17 protein-coding genes and 4 tRNA genes are annotated in these 20,386 nt (G+C 39.1%); 14 read left to right on the top strand and 7 right to left on the bottom strand.

Annotation, left to right across the window (positions count from 1 at the left end; all coding sequences use genetic code 11):
* Positions 1–149: 149 nt before the first annotated feature.
* On the top strand, positions 150–1,226 hold the full coding sequence (gene fbaA / locus HUW48_RS20695) for a class II fructose-bisphosphate aldolase (protein WP_182412746.1): 1,077 nt from the start codon (positions 150–152) through the stop codon (positions 1,224–1,226).
* Between the two features lie 80 nt (positions 1,227–1,306).
* Here fbaA and HUW48_RS20690 read toward each other — a convergent pair whose 3' ends face one another.
* Positions 1,307–3,727, bottom strand: a complete 2,421-nt coding sequence (locus HUW48_RS20690; protein ID WP_246343558.1) for a glycoside hydrolase family 31 protein — start codon at positions 3,725–3,727, stop codon at positions 1,307–1,309.
* 362 nt (positions 3,728–4,089) lie between these two features.
* Between HUW48_RS20690 and HUW48_RS20685 the strand changes: the two genes are divergently transcribed.
* Positions 4,090–5,430 (top strand): glycosyltransferase, encoded by a 1,341-nt coding sequence (locus HUW48_RS20685; protein ID WP_182412745.1) that lies wholly within the window; start codon positions 4,090–4,092, stop codon positions 5,428–5,430.
* 85 nt (positions 5,431–5,515) lie between these two features.
* Here the strand turns inward: HUW48_RS20685 and HUW48_RS20680 are convergent, their stop codons facing one another.
* The 6 genes from HUW48_RS20680 to HUW48_RS20655 form a co-directional block, all read right to left on the bottom strand.
* Positions 5,516–7,216, bottom strand: a complete 1,701-nt coding sequence (locus HUW48_RS20680) for a GMC oxidoreductase (protein ID WP_182412744.1) — start codon at positions 7,214–7,216, stop codon at positions 5,516–5,518.
* Between the two features lie 68 nt (positions 7,217–7,284).
* Entirely contained in the window at positions 7,285–7,917 is a 633-nt protein-coding gene (locus HUW48_RS20675) for a gluconate 2-dehydrogenase subunit 3 family protein (RefSeq protein ID WP_182412743.1), read from the bottom strand.
* A 270-nt stretch (positions 7,918–8,187) separates the two neighbouring features.
* Positions 8,188–10,215 (bottom strand): alpha amylase C-terminal domain-containing protein, encoded by a 2,028-nt coding sequence (locus HUW48_RS20670; RefSeq protein ID WP_182412742.1) that lies wholly within the window; start codon positions 10,213–10,215, stop codon positions 8,188–8,190.
* A gap of 306 nt (positions 10,216–10,521) precedes the next feature.
* Positions 10,522–11,085, bottom strand: a complete 564-nt coding sequence (gene frr, locus HUW48_RS20665) for a ribosome recycling factor (protein ID WP_182412741.1) — start codon at positions 11,083–11,085, stop codon at positions 10,522–10,524.
* A gap of 126 nt (positions 11,086–11,211) precedes the next feature.
* Complete coding sequence (gene pyrH / locus HUW48_RS20660) at positions 11,212–11,922, bottom strand: UMP kinase (protein ID WP_182412740.1); 711 nt, start codon at positions 11,920–11,922, stop codon at positions 11,212–11,214.
* Positions 11,923–12,122: 200 nt separating this feature from the next.
* Positions 12,123–12,620, bottom strand: a complete 498-nt coding sequence (locus HUW48_RS20655; RefSeq protein WP_182412739.1) for an acetyl-CoA carboxylase biotin carboxyl carrier protein subunit — start codon at positions 12,618–12,620, stop codon at positions 12,123–12,125.
* A gap of 87 nt (positions 12,621–12,707) precedes the next feature.
* Between HUW48_RS20655 and HUW48_RS20650 the strand changes: the two genes are divergently transcribed.
* The 12 genes from HUW48_RS20650 to rplL all read left to right on the top strand — a co-directional run bounded on the left by HUW48_RS20650 (position 12,708) and on the right by rplL (position 20,277).
* The gene (locus HUW48_RS20650) at positions 12,708–15,278 is read left to right on the top strand and encodes a M1 family metallopeptidase (RefSeq protein ID WP_182412738.1); all 2,571 of its coding nucleotides are present in this window, start codon (positions 12,708–12,710) and stop codon (positions 15,276–15,278) included.
* A 138-nt stretch (positions 15,279–15,416) separates the two neighbouring features.
* A tRNA-Tyr gene (locus HUW48_RS20645) sits at positions 15,417–15,499 on the top strand.
* A gap of 94 nt (positions 15,500–15,593) precedes the next feature.
* Positions 15,594–15,666 (top strand) — tRNA-Gly (locus HUW48_RS20640).
* Between the two features lie 60 nt (positions 15,667–15,726).
* A tRNA-Thr gene (locus HUW48_RS20635) sits at positions 15,727–15,798 on the top strand.
* Positions 15,799–15,895: 97 nt separating this feature from the next.
* Positions 15,896–17,083 carry an elongation factor Tu gene (gene tuf / locus HUW48_RS20630; RefSeq protein ID WP_182412737.1) on the top strand — a complete coding sequence of 396 codons (1,188 nt, stop codon included), beginning with the start codon at positions 15,896–15,898 and terminating at the stop codon, positions 17,081–17,083.
* A 109-nt stretch (positions 17,084–17,192) separates the two neighbouring features.
* A tRNA-Trp gene (locus tag HUW48_RS20625) sits at positions 17,193–17,265 on the top strand.
* Between the two features lie 27 nt (positions 17,266–17,292).
* Positions 17,293–17,484 (top strand): preprotein translocase subunit SecE, encoded by a 192-nt coding sequence (secE, locus tag HUW48_RS20620; protein WP_182416463.1) that lies wholly within the window; start codon positions 17,293–17,295, stop codon positions 17,482–17,484.
* A gap of 11 nt (positions 17,485–17,495) precedes the next feature.
* On the top strand, positions 17,496–18,053 hold the full coding sequence (gene nusG / locus HUW48_RS20615) for a transcription termination/antitermination protein NusG (RefSeq protein WP_182412736.1): 558 nt from the start codon (positions 17,496–17,498) through the stop codon (positions 18,051–18,053).
* Positions 18,054–18,151: 98 nt separating this feature from the next.
* On the top strand, positions 18,152–18,595 hold the full coding sequence (rplK, locus tag HUW48_RS20610) for a 50S ribosomal protein L11 (protein WP_182412735.1): 444 nt from the start codon (positions 18,152–18,154) through the stop codon (positions 18,593–18,595).
* Positions 18,596–18,607: 12 nt separating this feature from the next.
* The gene (gene rplA / locus HUW48_RS20605; protein WP_182412734.1) at positions 18,608–19,306 is read left to right on the top strand and encodes a 50S ribosomal protein L1; all 699 of its coding nucleotides are present in this window, start codon (positions 18,608–18,610) and stop codon (positions 19,304–19,306) included.
* A gap of 4 nt (positions 19,307–19,310) precedes the next feature.
* Positions 19,311–19,853, top strand: coding sequence for a 50S ribosomal protein L10 (rplJ, locus tag HUW48_RS20600; RefSeq protein ID WP_182412733.1), 543 nt, complete (start codon positions 19,311–19,313; stop codon positions 19,851–19,853).
* A gap of 40 nt (positions 19,854–19,893) precedes the next feature.
* Positions 19,894–20,277, top strand: a complete 384-nt coding sequence (rplL, locus tag HUW48_RS20595; RefSeq protein ID WP_106930187.1) for a 50S ribosomal protein L7/L12 — start codon at positions 19,894–19,896, stop codon at positions 20,275–20,277.
* Positions 20,278–20,386 lie beyond the last annotated feature (109 nt).

Genomic DNA, 20,386 nt, shown 5'->3' with positions numbered 1-20,386 from the left:
GAAGCTATTTTAGTTAAAAGTGAGGCCATTAATTTTAAATTACAATAAAAAAAGGTAGTATTGTGCCCATCTAGTTGAAAAACTAAAAATATTAGGTTTGTCCTTTTCTTCTTTAAATATTAAACCCCAACATTAATTAAAATATAGTAATGAGTGATGTAATGACTAAATTTAAACCCGGCGTTTTGTTTGGCGACGATGTACAAGCCTTATTTGATTACGCCAATAAAAATAATTTTGCTTTACCTGCGGTGAATGTTATTGGTACCAATTCGGTAAACGCAGTTTTAGAAACAGCTAAATTAGTAAATTCACCTGTGATTATACAATTCTCACACGGTGGGGCTCAATTTTTTGCTGGTAAAGGTTTAAGTAACGATGCTCAAAAGTCGGCTATTGCCGGGGCAGTTTCCGGCGCGCAGCACGTTCATTTAATGGCCGAAGCCTACGGGGTTCCGGTTATTCTGCATACCGACCATGCCGCTAAAAAATTATTACCTTGGATTGATGGCTTGTTAGATGCCGGTGAAAAATTCTTTGCTCAGCATGGCAAACCTTTATACAGCTCCCACATGCTCGATTTATCTGAAGAAGATATTCAGGAAAATATTGAGACCTGTGCTCGTTATTTCGAAAGAATGAATAAAATGGGTATGACAGTTGAAATTGAATTAGGAGTAACTGGTGGTGAAGAAGATGGAGTAGATAACTCAGATATAGATAGTTCCCATTTATATACCCAGCCTGAGCACGTGGCTTATGCTTACGAAACTTTAAAGGCTATTAGTAATCATTTTACTATTGCAGCGGCCTTTGGTAACGTACATGGCGTTTACAAACCGGGTAACGTAGAGTTACGTCCTGAAATTCTGAGAAATTCGCAGGAACATATTCAGGAAAAATTTGGAACAGGTCCTAATCCGGTAAATTTTGTATTCCACGGTGGCTCTGGTTCAGAAAAAGAAAAAATTACCCAGGCTATTGAATACGGAGCGGTAAAAATGAACATTGATACGGATATGCAATGGGCATTTTGGGATGGAATAAAAAATTACTACGAAAAGAAAAAAGATTATCTTCAAGGGCAAATTGGTAACCCCGAAGGGGAGGATAGCCCGAACAAGAAATTTTATGATCCCCGCGTGTGGCTGCGTTCCGGCGAACAAACTTTTATTGATCGTTTAAAAGAAGCATTTGCCGATTTAAATGCCTTAAACCGTAATTAAAAACTCTTCATATTAATGATACAAACAAAAAGCCACCTGATTATTTCAGGTGGCTTTTTGTTTCTGTATACAATGTGCCTCTATTTTAAAGTTAATGTTCTAAAATCAGCATTGGTATAAATAATCTGAATGTTTGAATCTTCCTCTTTTATTATTTGGCTAATTTCTATACTCTGATCATCCAGTTCAACCGACGTTATTTCGAAAGGTAAACCATGTACTATTATTTTATAGGTTTGGTAAGTAGCCAGGAACGTTCCGGTGGTGGTTTGCTGCAGGCTCAAACTGGAACTAGTGCCAATTGTAGCGAATTTTTTTACCATACAGTTTCCCGTTTCATAGCCGTAGCCTTCGCCGGCATCTTCAAAAAGGGTACTTTCGTGCGCACCGTTTTTATGGTATACATGTAAAGTTAGTTCTTCAATTTCTTTTTCGCCTACGTATTGCAGTACCGGGAACATCGGGATAACGGCACCGGCTTGCACGTATAAAGGAATACGATCCAGACCAGCGTTAGCCCAAATTTCTTTACCACCTGCTACCAATTCATCGGTCCAGTAATAATACCAATTGCCCCGCGGCAAGTACAACCAACGACCATCCGCTTCGGGCTGGGTAATGGGGCATACAAGTAAATTGTCGCCTAATCCAAATTCCGCCATGCGCAGGTACGTTTCTGAATCATACTGATCCAGGTAAACCAATGGCTTTAGCATTGGGGTGCCTTTTGTTACATACTGCCAGAAGGTAGTATACATATATGGCATAAACTGGTAGCGCAATTGAATAAATTTCTTTGCTAAGGCCGTGTTTTCTTCGCCAAACGACCAAGGTTCCTGATCCCCATGATCTCCGGAAGAATGTGTGCGGCAAAAGGGGTGGAATACGCCTAAAGCCAACCATCTTATGTAAAGTTCGCCGGAGGGAGTTTCAATAAATCCGCCAATGTCTGAACCGGCAAACGAGTATCCCGAAATGCTCAGGCGTTGGCACTGAATGTTGGCCAGCCACATATGTTCCCAACTGGCTATGTTATCTCCGGTCCAGGTTGAAGCAAAACGTTGTACTCCGGAATAGCCCGAACGGGTAATGGTAAACGGGCGGTTAGGGTAAGCATATTTCTTAACCCCCATGTAAGTAGCCCGGGCCATTTGCATACCATAAATGTTATGCGCTTTTTTATGACTGCACGGGTGCCCATCATAGTCAAACCGTACATCGTCGGGGAAAGTGCCTTGTTCAAATACGGCAGGTTCATTCATATCATTCCAAACACCTTTTACCCCAACTTCTAATAAGCCTTTGAACAAGTCTGCCCACCATTCCCGTACATCGGGGCGGGTAAAATCCGGGAAATTACATAAGCCCGGCCACACCGAGCCCTTCATTAAAGGGCCGTCTGCCCGATGGCAGAAATAATCGTTTTCAATCCCTTCCTGGTACACCCAATAATCTTTATCAATTTTAATTCCCGGATCAATAATAACTACAGTTTTAAACCCTTCCTGGGCTAATTCCTGCAACATGCGTTTGGGGTTCGGAAAATATTCTTTGCTCCAGGTAAAGCACCGAAAACCTTCCATATAATCAATATCCAGATAAAGGGCATCACAAGGAATCTGCCGGTCACGGAAGCCAGCGGCAATTTCTTTTACTTTTTCTTCAGGATAATAGCTCCACTTACATTGGTGATACCCTAATACCCACAAGGGCGGTAATTCTGGTTTGCCCGTTAAGCAGGTATACTGCTCAGTTACTTCTACCAGTTTGGGGCCGTAAATAAAGTAATAGTTTAGTTCTCCACCATGTGCCCAATAACTGGTTACATTGCTTCGTTCTGCGGCAAAATCAAAAAAGCTTCGGAAACTGTTATCGAAAAACATACCGTAAGCTATTTTCTGGTGCAGGCCAATGTAGAAAGGAATATTTTTATATAGGGGATCGGTGTTTTTGCCATAACCGTAGGTATCGCTGCCCCAGTTTTCTACCCGGCGTCCCCGCAAATTCATGTTACTGGATTTGTCGCCTAAGCCGTAATAGTGCTCCCCGCTTTGTACTTTTTTCGATATTTTAACAATGTTGTTACCGGTTTCCCGGTTGTATTCCCAATGAAAACCTCTTTCGTCTTCGATAAGAACTGTACCGGATTTATCCAGAATTCTGACGGATAAATTTTCTTTCCAAATAGTAATTATAATCCGGTTAGTGGTAATGCGATAATGATCTGTCTTTTCTTTAAATTCCAGAGTTGGTTTTTCTGGTTGGTACGTTTCCGCTACAGCATACGAAAAATCTTTTTCGAAATCACCATCTACCGCATATCGAAACCGGATTACTTTATCGGTTATTGCTTTAATGTGCAGAATTACATTATTATCGCAATAAAAATAAAAGTTGTTATTTTTATACTGGCAATCTATTATGGTACCCGGAAACAGTTCTCCTTTTCTGTTTGCCAGGTCATTTATCATATAGTTACCTTCTTGGACGGCATTTTCCATAATTGTAATAGCAAAATTTAATTAGTTGGTGTAGAAATAGAGAAAAGGTTCAGAAAAAAAAGCTTTTATTATTAAAAATTATTTAGATTAGTAAATAATTATTTATTAAATTTGTAAAGAAAAGTTAATTTTATTAAAAATATCAATTAGCTACCTAACTATTGATTAATTTATAGCTAAGATTTAATCATATTTTTGATTAAGTTTAAAAGTAATCTCTCGTATACATCCTTCAAAGTAATAATCAGTCAAGGATTTTAGTAAATATATATAGTAATTTTTGATTATTATAATAAAAAGTAGAATTATTCATAAATAAATATTATTGGTTCTGTTTAAACACTTACAAAAAGGTTACTTACATGAAAAAGCTAAAGGTATTAATGTTAGGTTGGGAGTTTCCACCCATTGTTTCTGGAGGGTTAGGTACTGCTTGTTACGGTATCTCTAAGTCTCTCGCCGACAAGGTAGATCTTACCCTGATTCTGCCTAAATCCGATCCGGATTTTATTTTGCAGAATGTTAATTTAACTGGCTTGAACAATATTGATATTCAAAACATTAAAGCTGAGTTTGTTAAACCTGATTATTCTACTTTTGGCGATGTAATGTATGTGCCCTCTACTATTACGCCGTATCAAACAGAAGAAGATTTACCAGCAGAGATTTCTTCTGTTGTGCAAAATACCGAGCCGGAAGAAGCAACCACCACGGCGGTAAAACAAGCTTACCATCCGGTAGCTATCACTGAGCCAGTAGAGGAGCTAAATGTATTTGGCCAAACTAGCCTGGAAAATATGGACGCAAATTCGGCTGTTATCCAATATGCCCGTTATGCCACTCGGTTGGCCTCGCAGAAAGATTTCGATTTGATTTATGCGCACGATTGGATGACTTTTTTAGCGGGTGTGGAGTTAAAATTAGTAAGTGGTAAACCTTTAGTGGTACATGTGCACTCGCTGAGTTACGACCGGGCTGGTAAAGATAGCCAGGGTTGGATTTACGAATTAGAAAAGCAAGCCTTAGAAAAAGCTGATTTTATTATTCCGGTAAGTGAGTATACGGCTAAAATAATTCAAAATGAATACGGTGTTTCGGGCGAACGCATTCAGCCGGTGTACAATGGAATTGAACCAACGCTGAAACAGCGAAAAGAAAAAGCTTCCGACGAAGATAAAATTGTGTTGTTCCTGGGGCGCGTAACAGAGCAAAAAGGAGCTTCTTATTTCCTGGATATTGCCTCGAAAGTTTTAGAGAAAAACAAAGATGTGCAATTTGTAATGGCGGGTACCGGTAATCAATTGCAAGATCTTATTGCCTCTGATCAGTATTTGCAGTTAGATAATAAGTTTGAGTTTACCGGTTACCTGGACCGTGAAAAAGTAGAGAACCTGCTAGCAATAGCGGATGTGTATTGCATGCCGTCTGTTTCAGAACCTTTTGGCTTATCTGCAATTGAGGCCGCTCAATTTGGAGTTCCTGCTGTAATTTCTAATCAATCGGGGGTAGGTGAAGTACTGCATAGTGCTTTAAAAGCCGATTATGATGATACTGATACCATGGCAGCGCACATTATTTCCTTACTCGAAGACGAAGAATTAAGAGCTAAAGTAATAGCAGATTCTTACCAGGATATTGAACAACTTACCTGGGAAAATGCAACCGAAGAAATTCTTCAGATTTTTGAAAAAGTTGTAGAATAATAATGTTGTGCGTTTAAGATAACCTTTTTAAAAACAAAAAGACGACATTTAATGTGGTCTTTTTGTTTTATGCGCTAATTCTATATCAAGCAATATTGCCTTTCTTTAACTCAGAAACGGCATAATCTGCTGCGCGGGCAGTTAAGGCCATATACGTTAAAGATGGATTTTGACAAGCTGCAGAAGTCATGCAGGCACCATCGGTTACAAAAACATTTTTTACCTCATGTAATTGATTAAAAGCATTTAGTACCGATGTTTTAGGATCACGACCCATACGGGCAGTACCCATTTCGTGAATTGCCATACCTGGATAAGAACCATTATCATACGTAGTGACATTCTTTAAACCTGCAGCGTCTAACATTTCGGCAGCATCGTTCATCATGTCTTTCCGCATTTTCATCTCATTATCTTTAAATTCAGCATCAATATCTAAAGTAGGCAACCCCCACTTATCTTTGCGGTCTTTATTTAAAGTTACCTGATTTTCGTAGTAAGGCAAGCACTCACCAAAGCCGGTTAAATTCATTTTCCATTTACCTGGTTTAGTAATTTCTTCCTTAAAGTTAGCGCCAATGCCCATTTCAGCTACTCCCCGCATCCAACTATCACGGCTGGCTCCACCTTGGTAGCCAAATCCCCGGATATAATCGCGTTTTTCATCTCCTAAATTCCGGAATCGAGGAATGTAAATACCATTTGCCCTACGGCCATAATAATATTTGTCATCAAAGCCATCCATTTCTCCACCGGCACCAATGCGGAAGTGGTGGTCCATGAGATTATGGCCTAATTGACCACTTGAGTTGCCCAAGCCATTAGGAAAACGACTGGATGTAGAATTTAAAAGAACAAAGGTGCTACCCAACGTAGAACCATTTACGAATATAATTTTAGCAAAGTAGTCGACAGTAGCATTTGTTTCAGTATCAATAATACTGACGCCGGTAGCTTTGCCTAATTTTTCGTCGTAAATAATATTGGTTACTAACGCGTGCGGGCGTAAAGTAAGGTTTCCAGTTTTCACGGCAGCCGGCAACGTAGAAGATTGTGTGCTGAAGTAGGCACCATACGGGCAACCGCGGCTGCATAAATTGCGGTATTGGCAATTCGCGCGGCCATTATGCGGTTGTGTTAAATTAGCAACCCGCCCAATAGTTAAATGACGACCTTTAAATTTTGATTCAATATGCTTTTTTACTTCCTTTTCTACGCAGTTTAATTCCATAGGAGGCAGAAATTCGCCATCAGGAAGGTGAGGAATATTTTCTTTTGCCCCGCTAATACCCGCAAATTTTTCTACGTAGTCGTACCACGGCGCTATATCTTTGTATCGGATGGGCCAGTCTACTGCAATACCTTGTTTGGCATTTGCCTCAAAATCAAGATCAGCCAAACGGTACGATTGACGGCCCCACATAATAGATTTTCCGCCTACAATATTGCCCCGATACCAGTCAAAACGTTTTTTTTCACTATAAGGAGCGTCATTATCGTTTATCCAGAAACTTTCGTTGGTTTCGTTGTAAGGATAATCGCGGCTCAGGTACGGGTGCGTTTCTTTTTGAGCTAAAGTAATTTTTCCCCGGTGCGTAAATTCCCATGGGTGTTTCATGGCCGTAGTATAATCTTTTATGTGCTCCACATTGCGCCCTCTTTCCAGCATAATTACTTTAAGGCCTTTTTCGGTGAGTTCTTTTGCTGCCCAACCACCGCTAATGCCCGAACCAATTACAATAGCATCGTAGGTATTTTGATCTTTAGCTTTACCGTTTATATTCATGAATATTTTAACATCTAAGGAGTAATAAAATTTAATAAGACTAAAAGAGGTAGAAACCAGTTGTAATTTTAAGTAGCCCAAACTTTTTGGCCGGGTTGTAAGTCCGTACAAGCTTCAAAACGTCCAGGAACTTGCACGTAAGCAGTAGCTTTTGTTGCACCAGCTTCCGAAGTAAAATAACCGACAATCGTCATTTCCTTCATCATTGAAAAGAAAGGAGGATCATCTTGTTTTTCTCTTTCTTCGCGAGTTTTTGCTTGAGCCTTAATTTTTCTTTGTTCCTTCTGTTCCGCCATGGCCAATTCTTCTTCTTTCTGCAATAAGGCTACTTGCTGGTCGGGTTTGCAATCTACAAACTCGGTACCGTAGGCTTGCTTGGCGCGTTCATCTAAGGTATCTAATCCCTTAAAGAAGCGCTGCTGTTCCTGCTGCGGATAGCAATCAGCGAGCATAATTAATACATACTCGGGTACTTTGGCTTCTTTAGCACCCGGCGTACTTGTTTTAGGAATAATTAATTCCGTGATTTCCTCAATCATGGCCTTGTGTTTGTCCGAGACTACTGTGGTGGTTTTAGTATCAGTGTCTTGGTTGTTGCTGGTTTTGCTTTGGCAACTGTACATTAGGCCTGATAGGAGGGGAGCAGAGACTGCACTGCCCATTAAGGCAGCCACTCTCAACATGGCTTCTCTTCTGTCCATTAGGTGGTTTTTGAATAGAAAATTGATTAATATTTACAACAATTTGTAAACAATTTACAATATTTTATTTCAAAATGTATCTGGTAAAATCCTCGTTTTTAGAATTATATAAATAGAATAACGAACCACCTAACTTGTTAACGAATTTTTAATTTTTTGTACTTACCTTTTAAAAATGCTTAATCAAGGCACATAAAAAAAGCAGGTTAATTACCTGCTTTTCTTTTTAATGATTAAAATACATTTCTCAACTAATTAGGCATAAGATCATCAGTCATCTTGTAACTTAAAGACCAAGGCCGTACGGTTAGGAGTATAAATACGAAGTTTCGCTGTTTTTTCTTCTTCGTAGGTAAAATACTTTACGCTTGGATCAATACGGTTAAATCCACCAAACTCTGAATCGTCTGAATTTAAAATCAACTGGTATGTACCGGCTTGCGGAACCGTAAAAGTATAGCCGAATAGTGAATTTTGGGTGTTGAAATTAAAGACGAAGATTAGATTAGCCCGTTCAAAAACAATAATGTTATTGGCAGAATCCATGTTAAGTTGTTGCCCTTGAGGAGCAGCTAAAACATGGTATTTCAAAATAGTTTTAACCATTGCCTGATCAAAATTGCCCATAAATTTATATTTTAAATTTGGGTTATCAATCAGAGACCATTGCCGACGGGCATGTTTATGGCTCCAGTTATTGCCTTCCCTTGGAAAATCAACCCACTCTGGATGCCCGAATTCATTACCAATAAAGGTTAAATAACCTTCGCCTCCCAAAGAAATGGTAATAAGTCGGATAAGTTTGTGCAGCGCTATACCCCGATCAATAATTAAATTAGGATCATCGACACTCATATGAAAATACATTTCCTTGTCCATGAGCCAGAAAGCCAAAGTTTTATCTCCTACTAGGGCTTGGTCGTGCGATTCGGCGTAAGCAATTGTTTTTTCCCGGTAGCGGCGGTTGGTAAGTACTCCCCACATTTCATAAATATCCCAGTCTTCATCGCGGCTATGTTTCAGAAGTTTAATCCAGTAATCGGGAATACCCATGGCTAAGCGGTAATCGAAACCAATACCCCCGTCGGTTATAGTGCGGCAAAGGCCAGGCATGCCGCTCATGTCTTCGGCAATGCAAATGGCGCCAGGTTTTACCTCTTGTACTAAGGATGTAGCTAGTTGCAGGTACAAAATTGCAGCATCATCTACTCCTTCCCGGAAATATTTATTATAATTATCAAATGCTACTCCTTCGCCATGATGTTGGTACAACATAGAAGTTACTCCGTCGAACCGGAAACCATCAAAATGAAATTCCTCCAGCCAATATTTAACATTTGAAAGTAAGAACTGCTGCACTTCTGGTTTTCCGTAATTAAATACCCGCGAATCCCAGGCTGGATGGAAACCCTGTGCGCCGGGATAAAAATACTGATCGCCGGAACCATCAAAAAAGGCTAAACCCTCCGCAATATTTTTTACCGCGTGCGAATGTACCACATCCATAATCACAGCTACCCCCAAGTTATGGGATTCGTTCACGAGGTATTTTAAATCTTCGGGCGTACCAAACCGCGACGAAGGACAAAAGAAATTAGAGACATGATAACCAAAAGAGCCGTAATACGGATGTTCCATTACAGCCATAAGCTGGATGCAATTATAGCCATCACGCTGGATACGGGGCAAAATTTGATCAGCAAATTCGCGGAAAGTGCCTACTTCTTCTTTCTCCAGAGCCATTCCCGGATGGCATTCATAAATTACGGGTTCGGTAATATTGGTAGTGGCGAAAGCATCATCAGTCCAGACAAATGGATCTTCCGGTAACCAAACCTGACCCGCAAAATCATAACTAACCGGATCTTGCACAGCCCGCCGAATATAAGGGGGGATGCGATCCAGATTACCATTGGCCGCTACCACATGTACTTTTACTTTTGTTTCATGACCAAACCTACCTTTATATTCTTGATCAGGTAAAAATATTTCCCAAATTCCCTGTTCATTTTTCTGTAGAGGATGACTAGCCCGATTCCAATCATTAAAATCGCCAGTTAAATAAAGTTGACTAGCTGCCGGTGCCCACTCCCGATACCACCATCCTTCACTCTTTGCATCGTAATTAATACCTAAGTATTTGTGCCGATCGGCAAATTGATGAAGTGATTCGTGCTGGTTCTGAATTTTTTGTAATGTTTGAGCATACCGCTCCTGGCGGGCTATTATTTCTGGTTCGTACGGGCTTAGCCAACCATCATCTTTAATTAACTGAGGAGTGTTATCTATTTCTTCCATACAGAATTTTTTCTTGCGTAAAGTATATGCACCGAGTAAACGAAGCTTTAGGGGGTAAGATAACGTTTTTGCTGGTTTAAATTTAATAATTTTGCTTACAGCTTATCTTACAACATCTTAGCATAATATTAATTATTACTAAATACAAGTATTAAAACTATAAAAGCTTTATTTCTCTTCTAAAACAGAAAAGTAAAATACTTATATGGTATATCTTAATTAGAAGTAAACCTATCTTTGCCAGTAAAAATAAAAGCCTCTTTGTATGTTAACAAAGAGGCTTTTGTTTTTAGTAAATATGTAAAATCAGATAGTCATTATTTCTGTTTCTTTCTTGCTTAGTAAATCATCTACCTTAACAATATAAGAATCTGTTAATTTTTGCACTTTGGCTTCGGCATCTTTGATAGAATCTTCGGCAGCACCTTCTTTCAAGAGTTTACGCAGCGAATCGTTTACATCCTTGCGAATATTCCGTACTCTTACTTTACCACTTTCGCCTTCGCTTTTAGCTTGTTTTACTAAATCCCGGCGGCGTTGTTCGGTTAAAGCCGGAATATTTAAACGAACAGCGTCCGCTTCCTGTAAAGGGTTAAGGCCCAAATCGCTGTTTTTTATAGTTTTGTTAATTTCACCCAGCATATTCTTCTCCCAAGGCTTAATTAGCAATGTACGCGTATCTGGCGTACTAATGTTAGCAACCTGCGAAATAGGAGTAGAGGTGCCGTAATAATCTACCCGCAAATCTTCAATCATGGCCGGAGAAGCTTTGCCTGCCCGAATTTTACTTAATTCAATGCCGGTATGCTGCAAGGCTTTCGCCATAGATTCTTCTGCTTCGCTGATATAAAACTGAATTTCTTCTTCCATATTAATTTTATAGATGATTGTTGGTAAGGGTTCCGGTTAAAAACTCTAACGCAAAACGTATACAAAAAAGGAATATTTTAAATAGTAATAAAAAGCTGGGTCACTTAAAATATAGCTATTGCACTCTTAAGAAGACACCAAAGTGCCTACGGAGTCGTCTCCGTTTAATATACGACACAAGTTACCAGCGCGGTTCATATCAAATACAATAATGGGCAGATCGTTTTCTTTGCAAAGAGTAAAAGCGGTCATGTCCATTACATTCAGGTTTTGCTCAAAAACATCCTGGAAAGTTAAATGAGTAAAACGTACGGCATCCGGGTTTTTTTCCGGATCGGCAGAGTAAATACCATCTACGCGGGTTCCTTTTAACACTACATCTGCTTCAATTTCAACAGCTCGTAAACTAGCAGCAGAATCAGTGGTAAAATAAGGGCTACCAATGCCGGCACCAAATATTACTACCCGGTTTTTCTCTAAATGGCGCATTGCCCGACGCCGAATGTATGGTTCGCATACTTGCTGAATATTGATACCAGATAATAAGCGGGTACTAATGCCTTCTTTTTCGAGGGCACTTTGTAAGGCCATACTGTTAATAACGGTTGCCAGCATACCCATGTAATCGCCTTGAACCCGGTCTAAACCCATAGATTCGGCTTGGGAACCACGGTAAATATTTCCACCACCAATTACTACAGCAATCTCAGCACCTAAATCAGCAGCGCCTTTAATTTCGTGCGCATATTGAATCAGTCGTTTGGTATCAATGCCGTATTGCTGATCACCCATCAGCGCTTCACCGCTTAATTTTAAAAGAATCCGTTTGTATTTCATTTATTTTACTGTTCATAGCTAATCCGCTATGTTTATTTCTATAAATTTTTAATTCACATTAATAATTGAACAACCTCAATTTTAAGGATAAACCGGGCGCAAAGATAAAAGATAAATTACTATATATAATAAAATTTATTTTTATTTGAACTTTAATAAAGTTGAGCTTTGAACAATTATTGCTTCTGTATTTATTAGAATTAAAACTCTAATATAACCTGATTTTTTTCTACGTTTTGGCGCACATCCACTTTAATAACTTTTACTAAACCGTCAGCCGGTGATTTCAAAATATTTTCCATTTTCATAGCTTCCAGAATTACAATAAGATCGCCTTTTTTTACTTCTTGCCCTACCTTTACTTTTATCTCTAAAATAAGGCCTGGCATTGGTGCTTTTACTTCGTTAATTTTTTTGGTGTTAACCTGGCCCATACCCAGTTTATCTAGCAGTAAGTCAAAACGATCCTGAAGAGATAGCTCGTACAAAACACCATTAATCTTAATACTAAAACTTTTAGTGGTATAATCTGCTTTTACTACTTCAGCAGTATACGATTGATTATTCTGGATAATGTGAAATTGATTTGGGCCTAATTGAACTAAGTCCCAGGGGAAAAGGGAATTATCTACAAGTATACTGTCTTTTTTAATATCAACCTGCCATGTATTTCCGTTAGCAGTTTTTACTTGTAGCATAGTAAAGATATTGTTTTGGGGCTCAAAGATAATTGAAATCCGGAAGTAAATGCAGAAATTGCGGGCAAATTTAAAACAATCCGGGATATGAATGATAAGTTTTGGGGTGGCCTGAGTTTGCTGTTTTTGTTAGTAATGGAAGCTGGGTGTAAAACTAATTCTCCAACAAGTCAAACACCTATTATCAGTTCTACAGCAATGGCTCCTATTCCTGATACCACACAAAAAATTAACAGTGGTATTCCGGAGTGGGCTTCTAAAAAAGGAACTTACAATCCTTCTATTACCAGATTATCGGATTTAATTCACACCAACTTAAAATTACGTTTCGACTGGAGCAAGCAGCAAGCTATCGGAGAAGCAACTTTAACGTTAAAGCCATTCTTCTACCCGCAAAATACTGTCGTACTCGATGCCAAAGGGTTTACCATTAAAAGTGTAAAACTAATTACAGGTTCTACTAATAAAGATCTGGCTTATAAGTATGATAATCAAAAACTTACTATAAATCTTGATAAAACTTATAACCGTAATCAGGAATATAAAATTTTAATTATCTATGTAGCTAATCCTAATAACTTACAGGTAAAAGGCAGCGCAGCCATAACCTCTGATAAAGGTCTTTATTTTATTAATCCACTCGGCAAAGAGCCAAATAAACCGCAGCAAATCTGGACGCAGGGAGAAACCGAGGCCAACTCCGCTTGGATGCCAACCATTGATTCTCCTAACGAGCGCATGACGCAGGAGATATACTTAACGGTAGATCAAAAATATATTACACTTTCTAATGGTCTTCTGGTAAATTCTAAGAAAAATACTGATGGCACCCGAACCGATTACTGGAAAATGGATAAGCCCCATGCCCCGTATCTGGCCATGATTGCTGTAGGCGAATTTGCCGTAGTGCAGGATAAATGGCGCAATCTGGCCGTAAACTATTATGTAGAGCCCCAGTTTGCAAATACGGCTAAAGCAATTTTTGGCAATACTCCCGAAATGATGGAATTTTTTTCTAAAAAGCTGGGGGTGGATTTTCCTTGGCAAAAATATGCATCGGTAGTAGTGCGGGATTATGTTTCGGGAGCTATGGAAAATACTACGGCTTCGGTTTTTATGGAAAGCCTGCAGTTAACCAAAAGAGAATTACAGGATACAAATTGGGACTTTATTATTGCCCATGAACTATTTCACCAATGGTTCGGCGATTTAGTTACTTTGGAAAGCTGGGCCAATTTGCCACTCAATGAGTCTTTTGCTAATTACAGCGAATATCTCTGGGAAGAATACAAATACGGCAAAGCCGCTGCCGATGTCTTAAATTTAAAAGAATTAAACGAATACTTAGCCGAATCCGAAACCAAACAAGAACCTTTAATCCGTTATTATTACAAGGATAAGGAAGATATGTTCGATAGCCATTCTTACGCCAAAGGTGGCCGGGTATTGCACATGCTTCGCAATTACGTGGGAGATGAAGCATTCTTCACTGCTTTAAAAAATTACCTGCTTACTCACCAATTTACTTCCGTAGAATTAGCCGAATTAAGAATAGCCTTTGAAGATGTAACTGGTGAGGATTTGAATTGGTTTTTTGATCAATGGTTTCTGAAACCGGGGCATCCTGATTTAAAAATTACACATACATATCAAAATGGGCAGGTGCAATTAACAGTAATCCAGCAACAAGATTCATTATATACCCCAGTTTACCGCTTGCCGTTAAAAGTAGCTGTATGGGAAGGAAGCCAGAAAAAAGAACATAATATTACCATAACGGAGGCTCGTCAAACTTTTAATTTGCTAGCTAGCTCTAAACCAAATCTAGTACTGTTTGATGCCGAACAACAACTCTTAGGTAAAATAGACCATTTTAAAACCCAAGCCGAATTACTTTATCAATTTAATCATGTAAATCAGTACTTAGCTAAATACGAGGCTATTACCAAGCTCACCGATAAAGTAAATGATCCGCAAATTTTAAAGATGATGCGTATGGCTTTAAAAGATGAGACCCCGCAAATCCGCTCCGCAGCTTTAACAGCCCTTGCTAAATATACAGGAACTGAGTCCAAGCCAGTAGTGGAAGAATTGAGAGAGACAGCTAAGAATGATAAAAAGAGTATTGTAAGAGCAGATGCCGTAACCGCAATTGCAACCTTCCCAAATGTTGATGCTACTTCGGTTTTAGAAAAAGCTCTTACCGATTCTTCTTATGCAGTAGTGGCTGCTGGTATCGAAGGATTTATTACAACTAAAAACAGCCAAGTAGCAACTCAATTAAAGCAATTTGATAACACTAAAAATAACGAAGTATTAAGAGCTTTATCAGGTTATTACGCTCGGTTTGGCGGACCGGCTTATTTTGATTGGTTCATGAAAAATGTTCAAACTATAAAAGGTGAGAATCTTTATTTCTTTACTCAGAACTTTGGCGGGTATCTGATGAACTTTGGTGCTCAGGTAGATTTAAAGCAAGGTTTAGCAAAACTCGAAGATATGGCCCGTCATCATGAAACATACTTTGTAAGGTTAGCTGCTTTTCAGGCATTAAGTATTGCCAGCGATCCAGAAACTCAGAAATTACTTCTCGCAGATATTAAGGCTAAAGAAAAAGATCCGAAGCTAATTCGGATATATAGCAGTATGGTGGAGTAACGCAAAACTCCAAATTGCTAAATTCTTCGAACTTTTTTTTTGAAAAATTTGATAAAGAAAAAAAAGCATCTAATTTTGCAACTCCTTACGAAACGGCATGCCTAACGAAAGGAGAAAGTTCTTAAATTAATGTAAGCCGGGGAGATTCCAGAGCGGCCAAATGGGACGGACTGTAACTCCGTTGTAGTGATACTTCGAAGGTTCGAATCCTTCTCTCCCCACACCAAATTATATGAGTGAATTAGTAATCGGGTGAATAGAATAGAATATAATTAATTCAGCCATTTACTCATTTAAAAATCATTTATTAAACAAGCGGGAGTAGCTCAGTTGGTAGAGCGACAGCCTTCCAAGCTGTAGGTCGCGGGTTCGAACCTCGTCTCCCGCTCAATACCAAGATTAAAGAACTGTTTTGCTTAGTATTACAGTTCTTTAATTTTTTAGTGCTGCCGACGTAGCTCAGGGGTAGAGTACTTCCTTGGTAAGGAAGGGGTCGTGGGTTCAATTCCCATCGTTGGCTCAATAACATTTTCCGCTTAGCCAAGCTGTGTGCTTGTTAAGCGGTTTTATATATTACAGAAAACAATCAAAAATTAAACAATTAGATAATAAGTAAAATGGCAAAAGAAAATTTTGATCGCTCGAAGCCGCACGTTAACATCGGTACCATCGGGCACGTTGACCACGGTAAAACAACCCTGACTGCCGCTATCACTCAGGTTTTAGCGAACAAAGGTCTTGCCGAGAAAAGAGACTTTTCCTCTATCGATAACGCTCCCGAAGAAAAAGAACGCGGTATTACCATTAATACTTCACACGTTGAATATGCTACTGCTAACCGTCACTATGCTCACGTAGACTGCCCTGGTCACGCTGACTACGTTAAAAACATGGTTACTGGTGCTGCTCAGATGGACGGTGCTATCTTGGTAGTAGCTGCTACTGATGGTCCAATGCCACAAACTCGTGAGCACATCCTTTTAGCTCGTCAGGTAGGTGTGCCTCAATTGGTTGTTTTCATGAACAAAGTGGACATGGTAGACGACCCAGAATTGTTGGAACTGGTAGAAATGGAAATCCGTGAATTATTATCGTTTTATGATTTTGATGGCGATAACATTCCGGTAATTCAAGGTTCTGCATTAGGTGGTTTAAATGGTGATGCCAAATGGGTAGCTACCATCGAGCAATTAATGGATGCAGTGGATAGCTTTATTCCGATTCCAACTCGTTTAACTGATCTGCCGTTCTTAATGCCAGTTGAAGATGTGTTCTCTATTACTGGTCGTGGTACTGTAGCAACTGGTCGTATCGAGCGTGGTGTAATCAACTCTGGTGAGCAGGTTGATATCTTGGGTATGGGTGCGGAAGGCTTAAAGTCTACTGTAACTGGTGTGGAAATGTTCCGCAAGATTTTGGACAGAGGTGAAGCTGGTGACAACGTAGGTTTATTATTGCGTGGTATTGACAAAGACCAAATCCGTCGCGGTATGGTTATTTGTAAGCCAGGTTCTGTTAAGCCACATGCTGAGTTTAAGGCAGAAGTTTACGTTCTTTCAAAAGAAGAAGGTGGCCGTCATACTCCATTCTTTAACAAATATCGTCCTCAGTTCTACTTGCGTACAACTGACGTAACAGGCGAGATTGTTCTTCCAGAAGGGGTAGAAATGGTTATGCCAGGTGATAACATTACTATTACTGTTAAATTAATTAACAAAGTAGCAATGGAAAAAGGCCTTCGTTTTGCGATCCGTGAAGGTGGTCGTACAGTTGGTGCTGGTCAGGTAACTGAAATTTTAGACTAAATTAATCAGAAACAAATCCGCTTCCGGAATAAATTTCAGGAGCGGGTTTGTTTCTATATAGAAAATTGTTAAATTTGCACTCCATTTCAAAAATGGTGTGCATTTTTTTACGGGTGTAGCTCAATTGGTAGAGTAGTGGTCTCCAAAACCATTGGCTGGGAGTTCGAGTCTCTCCACCCGTGCAAATAAATTCGTCTGTTTCGAAGGTGATGGAAAAGGTTAGAAAATATATTCACGATACAATTGAGGAAATGAGACATCGTGTTTCATGGCCTAAATATAGTGAACTGCAAAACAGTTCGGTTTTAGTATTAATAGGTTCAGTTGTATTTGCGATTGTTGTTGGCTTTATGGACTTTTTGTACGACTCAACTTTGTCTTGGTTCTACAACCAGTTTTAATTATATAGCGAATGGCAGATTTAAAATGGTATGTAGTTCGTGCAGTTAGTGGTCAAGAAAAGAAAGCTAAATCTTACCTCGAAACAGAGATAGCTAGACAAGAACTTACGGAATATGTGCCTCAGGTTTTGATTCCGGCAGAAAAGGTTTATGAAATGCGGAATGGTAAGAAGAGAGTGCGAGAACGTAATTTCTTCCCAGGTTACATTCTAATTCATGCTGATTTGTCGCATGGTGAGGCAGAACATATAATTATTAGCACGCCGGGAGTAATTGGGTTTTTAGGTGCGAATGAAGGTTCAGCAACGAAAAAGCCAGTACCGCTCCGCCTTGCCGAGGTGAACCGTATTCTCGGTAAAGTGGATGAAACGGATGAAACAGAAGAAACTTTAGAATCTCCGTTTATTGTAGGAGAAACTGTTAAAGTGATGGATGGTCCTTTTAATGGTTTTTCTGGTACTGTAGAAGAAGTATTCGAAGAAAGAAAGAAACTTAACGTTATGGTGAAAATATTTGGTAGAAATACACCAGTTGAGTTGAACTACATGCAAGTAGAGAAAGAATCTTAAAAGCTGGTGCTAGTCGCTCCAAGTATCAGTTTATATTTTAAGGAGCAAGATTCATGAAACAGGCTTTAACCAATTAAGGGTAAAGCAAAATTTAAAAAATGGCAAAAGAAATAAAAGGTTACCTGAAACTTCAGGTAAAGGGAGGTGCTGCGAATCCGTCGCCACCGATTGGACCTGCACTTGGCTCGAAAGGCTTAAACATCATGGAGTTTTGCAAGCAATTTAATGCTAGAACTCAGGATAAAGCTGGCCAAATATGTCCAGTGTTGATTACCATCTACACAGATAAGTCATTCGACTTTGTTATTAAAACTCCTCCGGCGCCTGTATTATTACTAGATGCAGCTAAAATTAAAAATGGTTCAAAAGAACCGAACCGTAATAAAGTTGGTTCGGTAACTTGGGATCAGGTAAGAACAATTGCAGAAACAAAAATGCCAGACCTTAATGCATTTAAAATTGAATCTGCTATGAAATTAGTAGCAGGTACAGCACGAAGCATGGGTATTACAGTAACGGGTAAAGCTCCCTGGAGCGAATAAGGAGAGGTAGTTATGGCAAAAAATACTAAAAATAGAAAAGCTGCTTTAGCTAAATTAGATCTAAGCAAAGAATATTCTTTGTTAGATGCTGCAGGAGTAGTTAAAGAAATTACTTTTACTAAGTTTGACGCTTCGGTTGATATTGATGTACGCTTAGGTGTGGATCCACGTAAGGCGGATCAAATGGTTCGTGGCATAGCAACATTACCACATGGTACAGGTAAAACTGTTCGGGTTTTAGTTCTTTGCACCCCTGATAAGGAGCAAGAAGCTAAAGATGCCGGAGCAGATTATGTAGGTTTGGACGAGTACATTCAAAAGATTGAGAAAGGCTGGACTGATGTAGATGTTATTATAACCATGCCTTCTGTAATGGCAAAAGTGGGTCGTTTAGGAAGAATTTTAGGGCCTCGGAACTTAATGCCAAATCCTAAATCTGGAACTGTAACTCCAGAAGTCGGTAGAGCAGTTAAAGAAGTAAAGGCTGGTAAAATTGATTTTAAAGTAGACAAAACAGGAATCATCCATACAAGCATTGGTAAGGTTTCTTTTTCACCGGATAAATTGGCTGAAAATGCATCTGAAGTAATTTCTACCTTAAATCGGTTAAAACCATCTTCTGCAAAGGGAACTTATATCAGAAGTATAACATTGTCAAGCACAATGAGCCCCGCTGTTTCAGTAGATCCAAGTTTAACTTCAGGGAAATAAAAGAATGACAAGGGAAGAAAAACAAGCGATAGTTGACGAATTAGCGGAAAAGTTCGCTACACATCAATACTTTTATATTACGAATGCTGCTGGTTTAACGGTAGCATCCATTAACCGCTTCCGGAAATTGTGTTTTGATAAAGGTATGGAGTATAAAGTGTATAAAAACACTTTAATACGCAAAGCTTTAGATACCTTATCGGCAGATACTTCGGCAATGGACACTGTGCTGAAGGGCCAATCCGGTATATTGTTTTCAAAAGAATCTGGTAGTGCTCCGGCAAAACTTTTAAAAGCTTTCTATAAGTCGGAAGCTTATGCAAAAGGAGTAGAACCAAAACCAGCTTTCAAAGGAGCTTATATAGACAGCGATGTTTTTGTAGGGGCTGAAAATTTAGAGGTTCTTAACACCATCAAATCCAAACAAGATCTCATTGGAGAAATTGTTGGTCTATTACAGTCACCAGCTAAAAATGTTATATCTGCTCTTCAGGGAGGTGGAAATAAGCTGGCTGGTATTCTGAAAACATTATCCGAAAAAGAATAACTTAAACAATAAATAAATAACTTTTAATTTTTAATAAAAAATGGCAGATTTAAAAGCATTCGCTGAGCAGTTAGTAAATTTAACTGTAAAAGAGGTAAATGAACTAGCTACAATCCTGAAGGATGAATACGGCATTGAGCCGGCAGCTGCAGCTCCTGTAATGGTAGCCGGCGGTGCTGCTGGTGGATCAGATGCTCCTGCAGTTGAAGAAAAAACAGCTTTTGATGTAGTACTTAAAAGTGCCGGTGCCTCTAAACTAGCAGTTGTGAAGTTAGTTAAAGAATTAACTGGTTTAGGATTGAAAGAAGCTAAGGAATTAGTAGATGCAGCTCCAAAACCATTGAAAGAAGGTGTTGCTAAAGATGAAGCAGAGTCTCTAAAAAAATCTTTAGAAGAAGCTGGTGCTGAAGTGGAGGTAAAATAATAAATTATCTAACTTACAATTCCTACCAATAAGTAGACCTGGCAATTTAGTCAGGTCTTTTCCTGTTTGTACCAAAAATACTTTTGTACAATGTTTGTAATCTCTTATT

Origin of the sequence: Adhaeribacter radiodurans (assembly GCF_014075995.1) — a bacterium.
GTDB lineage: Bacteria > Bacteroidota > Bacteroidia > Cytophagales > Hymenobacteraceae > Adhaeribacter > Adhaeribacter radiodurans.
Note: the sequence above shows the minus strand (reverse complement) of the source record. Positions and strands in the feature narration are given on the sequence as shown.

Excerpts from the sequence above, each read along its gene's own strand:
- fbaA (WP_182412746.1), top strand. The coding sequence starts at position 150 with ATGAGTGATGTAATGACTAAATTTAAACCCGGCGTTTTGTTTGGCGAC.
- HUW48_RS20690 (WP_246343558.1), bottom strand. The coding sequence starts at position 3,727 with ATGGAAAATGCCGTCCAAGAAGGTAACTATATGATAAATGACCTGGCA.
- HUW48_RS20685 (WP_182412745.1), top strand. The coding sequence starts at position 4,090 with ATGAAAAAGCTAAAGGTATTAATGTTAGGTTGGGAGTTTCCACCCATT.
- HUW48_RS20680 (WP_182412744.1), bottom strand. The coding sequence starts at position 7,216 with ATGAATATAAACGGTAAAGCTAAAGATCAAAATACCTACGATGCTATT.
- HUW48_RS20675 (WP_182412743.1), bottom strand. The coding sequence starts at position 7,917 with ATGGACAGAAGAGAAGCCATGTTGAGAGTGGCTGCCTTAATGGGCAGT.
- HUW48_RS20670 (WP_182412742.1), bottom strand. The coding sequence starts at position 10,215 with ATGGAAGAAATAGATAACACTCCTCAGTTAATTAAAGATGATGGTTGG.
- frr (WP_182412741.1), bottom strand. The coding sequence starts at position 11,085 with ATGGAAGAAGAAATTCAGTTTTATATCAGCGAAGCAGAAGAATCTATG.
- pyrH (WP_182412740.1), bottom strand. The coding sequence starts at position 11,922 with ATGAAATACAAACGGATTCTTTTAAAATTAAGCGGTGAAGCGCTGATG.
- HUW48_RS20655 (WP_182412739.1), bottom strand. The coding sequence starts at position 12,620 with ATGCTACAAGTAAAAACTGCTAACGGAAATACATGGCAGGTTGATATT.
- HUW48_RS20650 (WP_182412738.1), top strand. The coding sequence starts at position 12,708 with ATGAATGATAAGTTTTGGGGTGGCCTGAGTTTGCTGTTTTTGTTAGTA.
- tuf (WP_182412737.1), top strand. The coding sequence starts at position 15,896 with ATGGCAAAAGAAAATTTTGATCGCTCGAAGCCGCACGTTAACATCGGT.
- secE (WP_182416463.1), top strand. The coding sequence starts at position 17,293 with ATGGAAAAGGTTAGAAAATATATTCACGATACAATTGAGGAAATGAGA.
- nusG (WP_182412736.1), top strand. The coding sequence starts at position 17,496 with ATGGCAGATTTAAAATGGTATGTAGTTCGTGCAGTTAGTGGTCAAGAA.
- rplK (WP_182412735.1), top strand. The coding sequence starts at position 18,152 with ATGGCAAAAGAAATAAAAGGTTACCTGAAACTTCAGGTAAAGGGAGGT.
- rplA (WP_182412734.1), top strand. The coding sequence starts at position 18,608 with ATGGCAAAAAATACTAAAAATAGAAAAGCTGCTTTAGCTAAATTAGAT.
- rplJ (WP_182412733.1), top strand. The coding sequence starts at position 19,311 with ATGACAAGGGAAGAAAAACAAGCGATAGTTGACGAATTAGCGGAAAAG.
- rplL (WP_106930187.1), top strand. The coding sequence starts at position 19,894 with ATGGCAGATTTAAAAGCATTCGCTGAGCAGTTAGTAAATTTAACTGTA.